The organism is Massilia pinisoli, assembly GCF_024753285.1.
Lineage (GTDB): Bacteria > Pseudomonadota > Gammaproteobacteria > Burkholderiales > Burkholderiaceae_D > Telluria > Telluria pinisoli.
On sequence record NZ_JANUGW010000004.1, the window covers coordinates 119,734 to 133,171 of the forward strand.

Consider the following 13,438-nt stretch of genomic DNA (forward strand, 5'->3'; position numbering starts at 1 on the left):
TCCGTGAATGGGGCATTGTGCCCGCGTGACCGGACAGCGAACCACCTGAGCGACAGCCAGCAAGAGCGGAGAAAAACGATGAACGTGAAGAAATTTACAGCGGCAACTTCCCGCGAAGCCCTGCGCAAAGTGCGCGAGGCCCTGGGCCCTGACGCGGTCATCCTGTCGAACCGTCCCGTCGACGGCGTCGTCGAGATCCTGGCGCTGGACAACGACGACGTCGCCTCGCTGGCGTCGCCGTCGCCGGAATCGGAAATGGCCGCGCCGCGTCCGAACCTGCGCATGCAGGAACCGTCGTTCGACGATCTCGACGAGCCGGCACCGGTCGCACGCCCGGCAGCGCGCCCGGCGGCGCGCCCGTTCCAGGAAGCAGCGCCGGCACCGCGCGCGTTCCAGGAAGCCCCGGCCGCACGCCAGCCGCTGGATCGCCAGCAGATGAATCCGCTGTACGACATGGACGAGCCGGCCGTGCCGCCCACGTACGCCAACCGCCGCGCGCCGCAACCGGAAGCGCCCGCATTCGACATGGCCGCGATGACGGCGATGATGTCGGCCGCGATCGCCCAGGCGAAAGAATCCGCCGCCGCCGAAATGCACGGCATGATGAACGAGATCCGCGCCATGCGCGGCATGATGGAAACGCAGCTGTCCGAGCTGTCGTGGGGCAGCACCCAGCAGCGCGAACCGCAGAAGGCCGCCGTGCTGCGCGAGATGCTGGCCGCCGGCTTTTCCGCGAGCCTGTCGCGCTACCTGATCGACAAGCTGCCCGCCGGCAAGGATGCTGCCGAGTCGCTGCGCTGGGTCAAGACGGTCCTGGCACGCAACATCACGACGATGGCCGACGAGGATGCCATCCTCGACCGCGGCGGCGTGTTCGCGCTGGTCGGCCCGACCGGCGTCGGCAAGACGACGACGACTGCGAAGCTAGCCGCGCGCTGTGTGATGCGCCACGGTCCGGACAAGCTGGCGCTGATCACGACGGACGCCTATCGTATCGGCGGCCACGAGCAACTGCGCATCTACGGCAAGATCCTGGGTGTGATGGTGCACTCGGTGAAGGACGAGGCCGACCTGCGTATCGCCCTGAAGGAATTGCGCAACAAGCACACGGTGCTGATCGACACGATCGGCATGTCGCAGCGCGACCAGATGGTGACGGAGCAGGTCGCCATGCTGACGGAGTCCGGCGCCGACGTGAAACGCCTGCTGTGCCTGAACGCGACGTCGACCAACGAAACGCTGAACGAAGTCGTGCGCGCCTACCAGGGCACGGGCCTGGCCGGCGCCATCATGACCAAGATGGACGAAGCCGCGTCGATCGGCAACGTGCTGGACGTGCTCGTGCGCCAGAAGCTGAACCTGCACTACATCTCCAACGGCCAGCGCGTGCCGGAAGACCTGCACCTGGCCGACCGCGCGATGCTCGTCGACCGCGCGTTCCGCACCAAGCGCGACGCCGCCTCCCAGATCGCCGATGCCGACCTGCCGCTGATGATGTCCGGCCTGGGCAACCTGAACAACGACCGTTCGCTGCGCGAGGTGTATGTTGGCTAGTTTCGATTTCGACCAGGCGGAGGGCCTGCGCCGGATGCTGGCGGGCCCCAAGCCGCGCATCGTGACCTTTCTTTCCGCTACGCCCGAGGACGACAAGGGCGCCATGCTCGTCAACCTGGGCGCCTCGCTGGCCCAGTCCGGCAACGACGTGATGATCGTCGACGCCTGCACGCGCGACTACGGCGTGGCCCAGCGCCTCGGCGTCGACCGCGGCCCGAGCCTGCTGCAGGTGGCGCGCCAGGAGTGCGCGCTGAACCAGGTGATCCATTCCGTGCCGCAGGGCTTTGCCGTCACGACGTTGGCCCGTACGCCGTGCGCGAGCGGGGACGACGCGCGCCGCTTGGCCAAGACGTTCGACGTGCTCGTCAAGCAGGCCGGCAGCATCATCATGGTCGACGGCGAATTTTCGGCGGATGGTTCGTTCCCGGTGCCGATCATGGCGTCGTCCGAAATCGTCGTGCAGGTGTCGACGAGCGCCACGTCGATCACGAATGCCTATGCGCTGATCAAGCGCCTGTCGCAGCACCTGGGCCGCCGTCCGTTCGGCATCCTCGTCACGGGCGCGACCGAGGCCGAGGCGAAGGTCGTATACGATAATATGTCATCTGCGGCAACTCGTTACTTGGCGGTAACGCTGACCTCGATGGGTTCCGTGCCGGCGGACGAGTATCTGCACCGCGCCGCGCGCCTCGGGCGCGCCGTCGTGGACGCATTCCCGCTGGCCGGCGCATCGGTGGCGTTCCGCCGTCTGGCCGGGCGCTTCGCGCGCACGGGCATGCAGCAGGGCCGGGCCGCTTGACGCGGCATTGACTAACGAATCACTGGAACCATGTACACGGTCAAAGGGAAAGCGGACAAGAACTTTTTGCTGACGGAACACATGCCGTTGGTGAAGCGTCTCGCCCACCAGATGAAGGCCAAGCTCCCGCCGTCCGTCGAAGTCGATGACCTGGTCCAGGCAGGCATGATCGGCCTGCTCGATGCGATCAACCGCTACGAGGAAAACCACGGCGCGCAGTTCGAGACGTACGCTGTGCTGCGCATCCGCGGCGCCATGCTTGACGAGCTGCGCAGCAGCGACTGGATGCCGCGTTCCACGCGCGCCAATATGCGCAAGGTCGAGCAGGCGATGGCCACCTTGCAGCAGCAACTGGGCCGTCCGCCCAGCGAATCGGAAGTGGCGCTGTCGCTCAAGCTGCCGCTGGCCGAGTACCAGGAATTGCTGGGCGATTCCGGCGGCCACCAGCTCCTGTATTACGAGGATTTCCACGACGAGGACGGCAACGACAGCTTCCTCGACCGCTATGCCGTCGACGATGACGATCCGCTGAAGAGCCTGCTCGACACGGACTTCCGCCAGACCGTCATCGACGCCATCGACGCGCTGCCTCCGAGAGAGAAGATGCTGATGGGCCTGTACTACGAAGAGGAACTGAACCTCAAGGAGATCGGTGCCGTGATGGGCGTGTCGGAATCGCGCGTGTCGCAGCTGCACACGCAGGCCGTGGCGCGCCTGCGTACCTATCTGCGGGAGCGCTCGTGGACCTGACCAGCCTGCTCGGTCTCGCGCTGGCGCTGGCCGGCGTCTTCATCGGGCACACGCTCGACGGCGGCAAATTCTCTTCGCTGATCCAGCCGGCCGCCTTCGCCATCGTTGTCGTCGGCACGTTCGGCGCCGTGCTGCTGCAGACCAAGTCGCGGGCATTCGTGCGCGGCGTGCGCATGCTGCGCTGGGTGTTCGTCACGCCGCCCGACCGCCGCCAGGCGCTGGCCCGCGAGATCCACCTGTGGAGCCTGTCCGCGCGGCGCGACGGCCTGCTGTCGCTCGAGCAGTACATGGCGAAGGCCGATCCGTTCGTGCAGAAGGGCTTGCGGCTCGTCGTCGACGGCATCCAGCCGGACAAGCTGCGCAGCTTGCTCGACACGGAAATCAACAACTACGAATTCCGCGAGCGCCAGGCCGCCCGCATCTGGGAATCGGCGGCCGGCTATGCGCCGACGGTCGGCATCCTCGGCGCCGTGCTGGGCCTGATCAACGTGATGGAAAACCTGTCCGACCCGTCGCGCCTGGGCGCCGGCATTGCCGTCGCGTTCGTGTCGACCGTGTACGGCGTGGGCCTCGCGAACCTGTTCTTCTACCCGGTCGGCAACAAGATCAAGGGCATCGTCGCCGAGCGCGTGGCCCAGTACGAGATCCTGACCGACGTCTTCCACGACATCGCCACGGGCGACTACACGCGCGTGATCGAAGAGCGCGTCGCCTGCCTGCTGGCGCACCATTGACGGGCCGTCCATGGCGCGCCGCAGACCGTACGAGCAGGACACCGAGAACCACGAACGCTGGCTCATTTCCTACGCCGACTTCATTACCTTGCTGTTCGCGTTCTTCGTCGTGATGTACGCGGTGTCGGTCGTGAACATCGGCAAGTACACGGTGCTGTCGGAAGCGCTCGGCGACGCCTTCGGCGGGCGCGGCGCGGCGAACCGGACGAACACCATGGTCGAGGTCGACACGTTGCCGCTGTCGAACATCCTCGCCCACAAGCGGGCGGAGGCCGCCAAGCGCGACCGCGAGCGCCTCGACCTGCTGGCGAAGAAGCTCGACAGCATCCTGAAACCCCTCGTCAACAGTGGCAAGGTGCGCGTGACGCAGACGGCGCGCGGCATCACGCTCGAGATCAACGCCAGCGTCCTGTTCGACGAGGGCGACGCCGCGCTGACACCGCCCGCGCAGGAGACCTTGCGCACGGTCGCCGGGCTGCTCAAGGACGATACGCACGGGATCGAGGTCGAAGGGTTCACGGACGACACGCCGATCGGCAACCCGGCGTTCGCGTCGAACTGGGAATTGTCGGCCGTGCGGGCCACGACCGTCGTGCGCCTGTTCGCGGCCAGCGGCGTGGCCGAGGCGCGCCTGGCCGCCGTCGGGCGCGGCGCCAACCGGCCGGTGGCGTCCAACGGCGATCCGGTCGGGCGCGCGCGCAACCGGCGCGTGGCCATCACCATCCTGTCCGGCGCCGGCGCGTAGCGGTCGCGCGTGCGCGAGGGGCGCACGGTACAATCGTTCCAACCCGACGGCGGCGTCGATGGAACGAGGAGAGCGGATGAACCTGCATGCAAGCCTGAGCGTCGATGCGCGCCACGACAAGGTCTGGGTCACCTTCCGGGCGGAAAACCGCGGCGAGCGCCGCGTGTGGCTGCCGCGCGGGCTCGCCGCCGACTCCCGGCCCGCCGGCCGCCTGTTCGACGTGCGCCTGCATCCGGGAGGCGTGGCGATCGCGTTCGTCGGCAGGGCGGCGCCCGGCACCGCAGGCGCCGCGTCGGATTGGCTCGAGCTCCCGCCGCATTCCGCCCACACGCACACGGTCGACATCACGTCCGACTACGCCTTCCGGTCCGGCGACCATACCTACGAACTCCGTTACGCCGGCCTCGCGCTGGCCGACATCCACCAGCTTGACGCGACGACCCCCTTCGTCACCGACACCTTGATGTTCCGTCACAGCGCGCCGTGAGCCGGCGACTGCACGCTTACGTGTTCATTACACTAGCCACAAAGTACACTTGCCGGTAAGCCTGGTGGTGTAGCGATCGCCCCGTTGGCGCAAAGCTTCGTCGATTCACGCCAATCGATTACACTCGCAAAATTTCGAACGATAGTCCAGGTCGAGCGGGGAAGCCTTAAGAGAAAAACGGATTCACCTTGCACGTGAATCCGTTTTAGCTATCGGCGCCAGCAGTCAATGCCTTTTGTCGCCGGCGTGATGAATCTTCCGCCTTTTCGTTCAAATTCTCATCAGCTTCCTGATCCCGCTTCGGACCGGTGCCTCGTAATAGCGTTCCAGTACTAGGGCTGCGACTGAACTTACCGCGATGGTGGTCAACGCCACAACGACTGTCGGCTGCTTCATGAGCAGTCGATTCACGACGCCGAAGGCCAGGGGGTGAATCAGGTATACGCCATAGCTCAGCCGGCCGAGCGCATCGGCCACGGTAGACGCAAAGCCTGGCGTCGGCAAGCCGCTCGAGCACAGGGCCAGTGCAGTCGCGGACAGGGAGAGCATCACACCATTCACGCCGAGCAGATTGTCTTCGCTGTGTACCGATAGTAGCGGAAGCGCGGCGGCGGCGAACCCGAACACCCAGAGCGGCGAATAGCGAATTGCACCGGACTGGATTACCCGGCCTATGCAGCAGCCGGCCATGAAGTAAAAGGCGAAGCTGAGCGGCTGCGTGTACGTAACCCAAGCCGTGGCCAGCGAAGCGCCGCCGAGTGTCCGATTGACGAACACGTGCTGCAGTACAAACGATAGAACAAGCATCAGCAGCCAAGCGCGGCTCTGTGTGGCTGCCAGCAACACTGGGAAGACCAGATAGAACACGAATTCGATTCCGAGTGACCAGCCGCCGGTGATGGCTGAGGTGCTGCCTGGGTTGCCGAGACCAAAGGCGAATGAGATGTTCAGCAGCGTGTCACCGATCAGGTGGCCGACTGGCTGATGTTTGACCAGGGCCAGACCTGCAGTCAAGGCTAGCACCATGCAGAGCAGCGGCGCCAAGCGCAGGAACCGCAGGGCGATGAACTTGCCCGCGTCATACCCTTGGGCGAACTTGTGGTTGTAGGCGATGAACATGCTCGCCCCGCTCAGCACGAAGAACACATAAACGCAATACCGTCCGATCCCATCGAGGGACACCTGATCGCGCCACCAGAGAATGTGATAGAAAGCGACCGCGATCGCGCAGAGGCCGCGGAGCAAGTCGAAGCCTTCGATCCTGTCGGCAATCGCGCTGGTCGAGGTGGAAATGGTCGAGGTTGCAGTTTTCATATTGGAGGTTTTTGGTGAGCATCCGTCTTATATCCGAGATGGCATTACTCTGCAACCATTCAGTTCAGTTCGCTCGCCCCCTGTTGGATGCCCGCATCTTTGCGTCGCCGCCGGGCAAGCTCGGCCAGCAACGGCAACTGCGTGCAAGGCCTGCGCCGGGGCAAGCTAGGAATGCAGTTGCGGCGTGCACGTCGGCCATGGTTGCACCATCGTCCGCGGCGGGGGCGGGGGCGGTGTTGAGGCGGTCGGCGGGCACCTCGGTAGAGTAGTTCGAGCCTTGGATCTCGCCGTTTAGCAATTCTGGAATAGGTCCGTGTTGGGCCTTTCGGTACGAGGTACGGATATGCAAGCTGGCGCCGCAAGATCAAGCGCTTGGCGAAAGGTGCGGGGTTTGCAACGGCCAGTGGTAAGGCTGTGACGATGGCTAACGCAAATCACCGAAGACTCAGACGCTGTAGAGAACCCTACGGATCATTGGGCATCGGAGCGATTTCATGGCGTAGCAGGTTGTAGGCGATGAGGAAACCACACACTTCCATTGCCGGCAATGTGCGCCAGCGTCGCCGCATACTTCAGCACTGCCTGTTTTATTGCACGATATCCAGTTCGATTGCACAGCACCGCTCTTACGCTGTGCGGCGATCTGCCGTTCGGAAAACGCTGGGCGCCGCCCAAGGATGACAGGAATTGTGGTCCGGCGGACAGCCACGCATTTGATGAGCCGTGCCTGCCGGGCTCGCGCCGACAGACATTCGCCAACTTGACGCGACGACACCCCTAGTCAACTACACCGACGCTCCGTCGCATCACGCTCTGGGCCCACGCAGCGCCTTCGTTGCGATAACTTGCCGTAGGCAGGCAACTTGCTGCATTATCGCAACAATTTGGCCAAGATGATAAAGTATTGCTCGATTTACATTTGATAGGTTGATATCATTTGTTGATTCTCTGAGCATTAATGTTTCATAAGAGAATCTACTCCACCCGGCCGGCGCGCGAGCGCACGGCACCTATGTTTCAGCACATGACTATCGAGCACGACAGCCACGCTTTCCGCATGAGCGGATTCCGCACGACCGGTCCCGGCGCACGTCCGGCGCCCGTCGCGGGCCGGCCGCGTGCGGGCGGGGCGGCATGAGGCGGCGTTCCGGAAGGTTGCCGTCCACCGTGCGGCTGTCCGTCCTGACGGCGTTGCTGGCCGTGTTCATGGGCTGGCTCATGCTGGGCCACGCCGCGCTGCTGCCGTGGGATCCGCGCTGGTACCTGACGGCCCATACGGCGATGGAAGTGTTCTCGGTTGTCGTCGCCATGCTCGTGTTTTCCACCGGCTGGCATGGCATCGGGCGCGACATGCCGATCCGCGTGGCGCTGCTGTCGCCCACCGCGCTGGCAGTCGGCCTGCTCGACTTCGGCCACCTGATGTCCGTGGCGGGCATGCCGGGCAGTGCGGGGCGGGGCATCGAATTCTGGCTGCTGGCCCGCGCCGTCAGTGCCGCCGCGCTGCTCGTCGCCGCGTTCGCCCCGCGCGAACGGACCGTCGGCCGCCGCGTGCGCGGCTGGGCGGTGCTGGCAGCGCTCGCGCTCGCCGCGCTCGGTTACTGGCTCGCCGTGGCCGACCCGCTGACCTTGCCGGCGACGTATGTGCCGGGGCAGGGGCTGACGCCGTTCAAGATCGGTTGCGAGGTCGTGCTGATCGCGTTGAATGCGCTCGCCGCGTTGTTCCTGCTGCGCCGCGCCCTCGTCACGGGCTTGCGCACCGACCGTTACCTGGCCGCGACGGCTGCGGTGATGGCGCTGGGCGGCGTCAGTTTCGCGACGTATGCGCGGCCGGACGACGTCGTGAACCTCGTCGGCCACGTGTACAAGGTGATCGCCTACCTGTGCCTGCACCGCGCGATCTGGGTGGCGGCCGTGCAGGCGCCCTATCTGCGGCTGCAGCGGTCGGAGCGTTCGCTGGCCGAGAGCGAAGCGGGCTTCCGCAGCCTGATGGAATGCGCGCCGGACGCCATCCTGCTGGTCGGCGGGGAAGGGCGCATCACGATGATGAACGCGCGCGCGGAAAGCCTGTTCGGCGTGCCGCGCGAGACGGCCGCCGGTCTGCCGCTGGACGTGCTCGTGCCGGCCGGCGCCGGCGACGCCGAGCTGGATTGCCGCCGCCTGTACGGCCCCGCTTTCCCGGCCGACGTGCGCCGTGCCGTCATGCCGGGCGGCCAGCAGGTGGCCATCGTGCGCGACCTGTCGGAGCGGCGCCGGCTCGAGCGGGCCCTCGTCGAGCAGCTCACGCACGACGCCCTGACTGGCCTGCCGAACCGCAACCGCATCCTGGAGGCGCTGGACGAGGCGATCGCGGGCGCGCGCCAGGACGGGCGCACGCTGGCCGTGCTCGTGTTCGACCTGCACGAGTTCCGCAAGATCAACAGCGGCTACGGCTATGCCGGCGGCGACGACGTGTTGCGGGAGTGCGTCGTCCGGCTGTCCGGTGTGCTGGCCGCCGGCGACATGCTGGCGCGCCAGGGTGGCAACGAATTCATCGTCGTGCAGAAACACGCGGGCCAGGACGCCGCCACGGCGCTGGCCGAGCACCTGCTGGAGGCCGTGCGCGAGCCGTTCCTCGTCGGCGGGCAGCGCGTGTTCCTCGCGGCCAGCGTCGGCATCGCCCTGCTGCCGGATGGCCGCTGCGGTGCGCACGAATTGCTGCAGATGGCGCAGGTGGCGATGGCCGGGGCGAGAGCCGAGGGCCCGGCGCGGTACCGCTTCCACACGGACGCGATGGCGCTGGCAATCCGCGAACGGGTCGACATGGAATCGCTGCTGCGCCACGCCATCGAGCGCAACCAGTTCGCGCTGCAATACCAGCCGCGCGTGGACCTGGCCAGCGGCGCCGTGCTGGGCGTCGAGGCCCTCGTGCGCTGGCGCCATCCGGTGCTGGGCCTCGTGCCGCCCGCGCGCTTCATCCCGCTGGCCGAGGAGACGGGGCTCATCGACGATCTCGACATGTGGGTGCTGGACGAAGCCTGCACGCGCGCGGCCGCGTGGCGCGCGCAGGGGCTGCCGCCGCTGCGCGTGTCCGTCAACCTGTCGGCGCGCCAGTTCCAGCAGGCCGGCCTCGCGCAGCGCGTCCAGGCGGCGCTGGCGCGGAGCAGCCTGCCGCCGGGCTGCCTGGAGATCGAGATCACGGAAAGCACGGTGATGCGCGACACGGCCGAGGCGGCAAGCGTGCTGCGTTCGCTGAAGGCGCTCGGCGTGGCGTTGTCGATCGACGACTTCGGCACCGGCTATTCCTCGCTCAGCTACCTGAAGCGCTTCCCCATCGACGTGCTGAAGATCGACCGCTCGTTCATCAGCGACGTGACGGCCGACGCGAACGACGCCGCGATCGCGCGCGCGATCATCGCGCTGGCGCATACCTTGAACCTGGAGGCGGTGGCGGAGGGTGCCGAGACGGCCGAGCAGGTGGCGTTCCTGCGCGAGAACGGGTGCGATGAAATCCAGGGGTATTACTTCAGCCCGCCCGTGTGGCCGGAGCAGATCGAGGCCATGTTCGCGCGGGACGCCGCGGTGGAATAAAGTGTGCCGAACGCGTGGACGGACGAGCCGTCCACCCTACCGGACACGCGGCGTTACCTGTAGGGTGGACAGCTTTGCTGTCCACGCGTTCAAATCACAGAAGAATCGCGAGAACGGCTCAGCCGACCACGAACCGGCGCGACGGCCCCGTCGACATGGTTTGCCCGCCCGGGCCGTAGACGCCGCCCGGATTGCCGCCCGGACCGCGCAATTCGCCCAGCGCGGCCTGCGTCTGGCCCAGCTGGCGGTTGACCAGCATGCCGTTGACGCGGTTGAGTTCTTTTGCTTCGCGGGTCAGGTCGAGCAGGCGGTTCCAGTCCGCGCGGTGCTCGTCGTTGCCGCCGACGGCCAGCCACGGCTCCATCCCCGTTTCGTCCGCGGGAAAACCGGCGGCGGCGAGGGCCTTGTGGCGTACGCGCGACAGGGTCGCGGCGCGCTGCGCCAGTTGCAGCTTGTTGGGGGTAATGGTCGACAGGCCATCCGCATCCGCACTGATCAGGAGCTGTTGCTCCGTTTTCATCAGTTCCACGATGGAACCGATCACTTGCTGTTCGTCGCGCAGGGTTGCGCCGGGGGATGCTATGGCCATGGGTTATCTACTGTTTTCGGGAATGCAGCAGGTCGCGCACTGTATCGAGCAGGCCGTCCGCCACTTTCTCGGAATTGACGTGGAATTGGCCATCCGCGATGGCCGCTTTAATACGTTCGACCTTCTTGCTGTCGAACACTTGGCTGGTGCCACCAGCCGCGAGCGCCTGGCCTTGCGGGGACAGGCGCACGGTATCGGCTGCAGCGGGCGTGACCGTCCTCGCGGCGGCCGCGTCGCTGCTCTTCGCAGTCGTGGCCGGCGTGTTATTGGCTTGAACGCCTGCGTTGCTCTTGAGTGTATCGTTGATTTTCACAGCATCATCCTTCTCAGGTCGGAGCAGAAAGCCCGGGATCTGCCTGAAGTAACGGCCATGTTGCCGAAAACTTTAGGGGACATCAAACAAATGCGGCCGGATGCCGTATTTGAAAGCCCATGCTGCTCCATGCTGCCTTAAAACGCCACCTCGACCATCCCGCCGGCGTGCGCCGTGCCGCTGACGACCGAGCCGGACGGCATCCGCACTTGCACGACCTGGCCGTCGCTGGCATTGCCGATGGCCTTGCCTTCGGCCGATACCGAAAATCCATTGCCGTTCGACACCAAGCGTACGGCCTGGCCCTGTTGCACGACGGGTTTGCTGCGCAGCGTGTCGAGGCGCAGCGGCGTGCCGGCCGCCAGCGACACGGTCGGCGTGCGGCCGATGGCCTGCGCCATGTCCGTGATGATGCCGTTCGGCATCGCGGCGATGTCGCCTTTTACCAACACGAGCTGGCTTTGCTCGATCGCCTGGCCCTGGGCCAGCGGCAGCGCGGCCGCGACGTATTCCGCCTGCACGTTCACCTGCGCCTGCACGAAGATCGTCCAGTTCGACGGCGCCGTGCAGCGCACGCCCACCGTGGTCTTGCCCCAGGCACGTGCGCCCGGCTGCAGGAAGGCTTCCGGCGCGGGGCAGGCGGCGAGGGCCGTGCGGGCGTCGATCGCGCCCACTTTCACCGTCACGGTGCCGGGCAGGCCGGCCGTCTGCGTCTGCAGGAACTGCTCGACGACGGTGCGCAGGGCGTTGACGTTTTGGCGGCCGGTGGGCTGCGTCTGCGCGGTCGCCAGCGAGGCGGTTGCGGCGAGCAGGGCGATGAGGAGCGTGCGTTTCATAAATAAAGGGTGTGCGGGTTTTTGCGACGCTGCCATCTTAGGTCCGGGGTGGCCCGGTCGAAAGGTCGAATAGCCGTGGTTTGCGTCTCTTTATTGCCCGATTGGAAGAGTTCGCCCGTCCGTATGATCCATCCTGTCCACCACCAGATGCCTGGCAACCAGGGAGCAATCATGATCGGCAAACTCGACGACTACCTGCGCTTCAATGAAACGGCGCTCAGCCTGCGTTCGCAGCGCCAGGAATTGCTGGCGTCGAACATCGCCAACGCGGATACGCCGAACTTCAAGGCGCGCGACATCGATTTTTCCAGCGCCCTGCAAGGTGCGCTGGCCCGGGCGACGAACTCGGCCCCGCTGGCGACGACGTCCGGCGCGCATTATCCGAACGCCAAGGCGGCCGCCGACGGCAAGACGCTGGGCGACGGTGCCACGCCCGTGCTGTACCGCACGGTGACGCAGGGCGCCGTCGACGGCAACACGGTCGACATGGATACGGAACGCACCCAGTTCGCCGACAACGCGCTGCGCTACGAAGCCGGCATCACGATGCTCAACCAGCAGATCCGCAATATGCTCGCGGCGATCCAGGGAGGCCAGTAATCATGTCTTTATTTAATGTCTTCAACGTGGCCGGGTCGGCCATGAGCGCCCAGGCCCAGCGCCTGAACACGACGGCCAGCAACCTCGCCAACGCCGACAGCGCGACGAGCGCCACGGGCCAGGCCTACCGCGCCAAGCAGGTCGTGTTCGAGGCCGTCCCGATGGAAAGCGGCACCGGCGTCAAGGTGCGCGAAGTGGTCGAGGATGCCTCGCCCCTGAAGCAGGTGTACGACCCCAAGAATCCGCTGGCCGACGACAAGGGCTATGTCTCGATGCCCAACGTGAACGTCGTCGACGAGATGGTCAACATGCTGTCGGCCTCGCGCTCGTACCAGACGAACGTCGAGACGATGAACGCGGCCAAGACCATGCTGCTCAAGACGCTGACCCTCGGCCAGTAATTCCGATAACCGCACACTCACACTGACACGCTCCCATGGCGACCGTAACCAATACCACCAGCACGCCCGTCACCGACCTGATGGCGACGATGAACACGAAGAAGGCGGCCAGCACCGACAGCGTGTCCGCCGACACCGACAAGTTCATGACCTTGCTCGTGACCCAGCTGCAGAACCAGGACCCGCTGAACCCGATGGACAACGCCCAGATGACGAGCCAGCTCGCGCAGCTGCAGACCGTGACGGGCGTGAACAAGTTGAACACCACGCTGGAATCGTTGAAGTCCAGCTACCAGAGCTCCGAAGCGATGCAGGCGACGAACCTGATCGGCCACGGCGTGCTCGTCGCGGGCAGCGGCGTCACCCTGGCCAGCGGCAAGGCCGTGCTGGGCGTGGAACTGGGCAGCGACGCCGACAACCTGAAGGTCGTCATCAGCGACGCCAAGGGCAACGAGGTTGAGACGATGGACCTCGGCGCGCAGAAGGCCGGCGTGCTGCCGCTGGCGTGGAACGGCGTGCCCGATCCGACCAAGCTCGACAGCAGCGGCAACCCCGTCACCCTGGGCGACGGCAACTATACGTTCAAGGTCGTGGCGACGCGTGGCGGCGCCAACCTCACCGACGCCAAGGGCCTGTCGTTCGACAGCGTCGCCAGCGTCACCACCAACAGTACCGATGGCGTCAAGGTGAACCTGTCCGGCAAGGGCACGCTCACGCTGGCCGACATCAAGGAAGTCTTGTAAGCGCCG

Annotated in this window: 14 protein-coding genes; 10 read left to right on the forward strand and 4 right to left on the reverse strand. The window is 65.9% G+C overall.

The genetic code is table 11. The features are described from left to right. Positions 1 to 78: 78 nt before the first annotated feature. The 6 genes from flhF (at position 79) to NX784_RS06890 (ending at position 5,069) form a co-directional block, all read left to right on the forward strand. Positions 79 to 1,554 (forward strand): flagellar biosynthesis GTPase FlhF, encoded by a 1,476-nt coding sequence (gene flhF, locus NX784_RS06865; protein WP_258815918.1) that lies wholly within the window; start codon positions 79 to 81, stop codon positions 1,552 to 1,554. Continuing rightward, complete coding sequence (locus NX784_RS06870; RefSeq protein WP_258816156.1) at positions 1,547 to 2,353, forward strand: MinD/ParA family ATP-binding protein; 807 nt, start codon at positions 1,547 to 1,549, stop codon at positions 2,351 to 2,353. The genes flhF and NX784_RS06870 overlap by 8 nt, the downstream gene beginning before the upstream one ends. Before the next feature lie 30 nt (positions 2,354 to 2,383). After that, positions 2,384 to 3,103, forward strand: coding sequence for an RNA polymerase sigma factor FliA (locus tag NX784_RS06875; RefSeq protein WP_258815919.1), 720 nt, complete (start codon positions 2,384 to 2,386; stop codon positions 3,101 to 3,103). Then, entirely contained in the window at positions 3,094 to 3,837 is a 744-nt protein-coding gene (locus NX784_RS06880; RefSeq protein ID WP_258815920.1) for a flagellar motor protein, read from the forward strand. Before NX784_RS06875 ends, NX784_RS06880 begins: the two co-directional genes overlap by 10 nt. Before the next feature lie 10 nt (positions 3,838 to 3,847). Then, positions 3,848 to 4,582 (forward strand): flagellar motor protein MotD, encoded by a 735-nt coding sequence (gene motD, locus NX784_RS06885; protein WP_258815921.1) that lies wholly within the window; start codon positions 3,848 to 3,850, stop codon positions 4,580 to 4,582. Between the two features lie 76 nt (positions 4,583 to 4,658). Next, entirely contained in the window at positions 4,659 to 5,069 is a 411-nt protein-coding gene (locus tag NX784_RS06890; protein WP_258815922.1) for a hypothetical protein, read from the forward strand. Between the two features lie 270 nt (positions 5,070 to 5,339). On the opposite strand, the gene NX784_RS06895 is transcribed toward NX784_RS06890, so the two are convergent. Next, positions 5,340 to 6,383 carry an acyltransferase family protein gene (locus NX784_RS06895; protein WP_258815923.1) on the reverse strand — a complete coding sequence of 348 codons (1,044 nt, stop codon included), beginning with the start codon at positions 6,381 to 6,383 and terminating at the stop codon, positions 5,340 to 5,342. Between the two features lie 1,134 nt (positions 6,384 to 7,517). Here NX784_RS06895 and NX784_RS06900 point away from each other — a divergent pair. Then, positions 7,518 to 9,950, forward strand: a complete 2,433-nt coding sequence (locus tag NX784_RS06900; protein ID WP_258815924.1) for a bifunctional diguanylate cyclase/phosphodiesterase — start codon at positions 7,518 to 7,520, stop codon at positions 9,948 to 9,950. Positions 9,951 to 10,068: 118 nt separating this feature from the next. Here the strand turns inward: NX784_RS06900 and NX784_RS06905 are convergent, their stop codons facing one another. The 3 genes from NX784_RS06905 to flgA all read right to left on the reverse strand — a co-directional run bounded on the left by NX784_RS06905 (position 10,069) and on the right by flgA (position 11,688). Further along, positions 10,069 to 10,539 carry a flagella synthesis protein FlgN gene (locus NX784_RS06905; protein ID WP_258815925.1) on the reverse strand — a complete coding sequence of 157 codons (471 nt, stop codon included), beginning with the start codon at positions 10,537 to 10,539 and terminating at the stop codon, positions 10,069 to 10,071. Positions 10,540 to 10,546: 7 nt separating this feature from the next. Then, entirely contained in the window at positions 10,547 to 10,852 is a 306-nt protein-coding gene (gene flgM, locus NX784_RS06910) for a flagellar biosynthesis anti-sigma factor FlgM (RefSeq protein WP_258815926.1), read from the reverse strand. 137 nt (positions 10,853 to 10,989) lie between these two features. Next, positions 10,990 to 11,688 carry a flagellar basal body P-ring formation chaperone FlgA gene (gene flgA / locus NX784_RS06915; RefSeq protein ID WP_258815927.1) on the reverse strand — a complete coding sequence of 233 codons (699 nt, stop codon included), beginning with the start codon at positions 11,686 to 11,688 and terminating at the stop codon, positions 10,990 to 10,992. A 171-nt stretch (positions 11,689 to 11,859) separates the two neighbouring features. Here flgA and flgB point away from each other — a divergent pair, with 171 nt between their 5' ends. From flgB to NX784_RS06930, 3 genes are read left to right on the forward strand one after another with little or no spacing between them, the layout of a single operon-like run. Beyond that, positions 11,860 to 12,288 (forward strand): flagellar basal body rod protein FlgB, encoded by a 429-nt coding sequence (gene flgB / locus NX784_RS06920; RefSeq protein ID WP_258815928.1) that lies wholly within the window; start codon positions 11,860 to 11,862, stop codon positions 12,286 to 12,288. Between the two features lie 2 nt (positions 12,289 to 12,290). Then, complete coding sequence (gene flgC, locus NX784_RS06925) at positions 12,291 to 12,689, forward strand: flagellar basal body rod protein FlgC (protein ID WP_166858434.1); 399 nt, start codon at positions 12,291 to 12,293, stop codon at positions 12,687 to 12,689. Between the two features lie 35 nt (positions 12,690 to 12,724). Next, positions 12,725 to 13,432 (forward strand): flagellar hook assembly protein FlgD, encoded by a 708-nt coding sequence (locus NX784_RS06930; RefSeq protein WP_258815929.1) that lies wholly within the window; start codon positions 12,725 to 12,727, stop codon positions 13,430 to 13,432. Positions 13,433 to 13,438 lie beyond the last annotated feature (6 nt).

Bases quoted from the DNA above. Each gene is read 5' to 3' on its own strand.
- flhF (WP_258815918.1), top strand. From the start codon at position 79: ATGAACGTGAAGAAATTTACAGCGGCAACTTCCCGCGAAGCCCTGCGC.
- NX784_RS06875 (WP_258815919.1), top strand. From the start codon at position 2,384: ATGTACACGGTCAAAGGGAAAGCGGACAAGAACTTTTTGCTGACGGAA.
- motD (WP_258815921.1), top strand. From the start codon at position 3,848: ATGGCGCGCCGCAGACCGTACGAGCAGGACACCGAGAACCACGAACGC.
- NX784_RS06890 (WP_258815922.1), top strand. From the start codon at position 4,659: ATGAACCTGCATGCAAGCCTGAGCGTCGATGCGCGCCACGACAAGGTC.
- NX784_RS06895 (WP_258815923.1), bottom strand. From the start codon at position 6,383: ATGAAAACTGCAACCTCGACCATTTCCACCTCGACCAGCGCGATTGCC.
- NX784_RS06900 (WP_258815924.1), top strand. From the start codon at position 7,518: ATGAGGCGGCGTTCCGGAAGGTTGCCGTCCACCGTGCGGCTGTCCGTC.
- NX784_RS06905 (WP_258815925.1), bottom strand. From the start codon at position 10,539: ATGGCCATAGCATCCCCCGGCGCAACCCTGCGCGACGAACAGCAAGTG.
- flgA (WP_258815927.1), bottom strand. From the start codon at position 11,688: ATGAAACGCACGCTCCTCATCGCCCTGCTCGCCGCAACCGCCTCGCTG.
- flgB (WP_258815928.1), top strand. From the start codon at position 11,860: ATGATCGGCAAACTCGACGACTACCTGCGCTTCAATGAAACGGCGCTC.
- flgC (WP_166858434.1), top strand. From the start codon at position 12,291: ATGTCTTTATTTAATGTCTTCAACGTGGCCGGGTCGGCCATGAGCGCC.
- NX784_RS06930 (WP_258815929.1), top strand. From the start codon at position 12,725: ATGGCGACCGTAACCAATACCACCAGCACGCCCGTCACCGACCTGATG.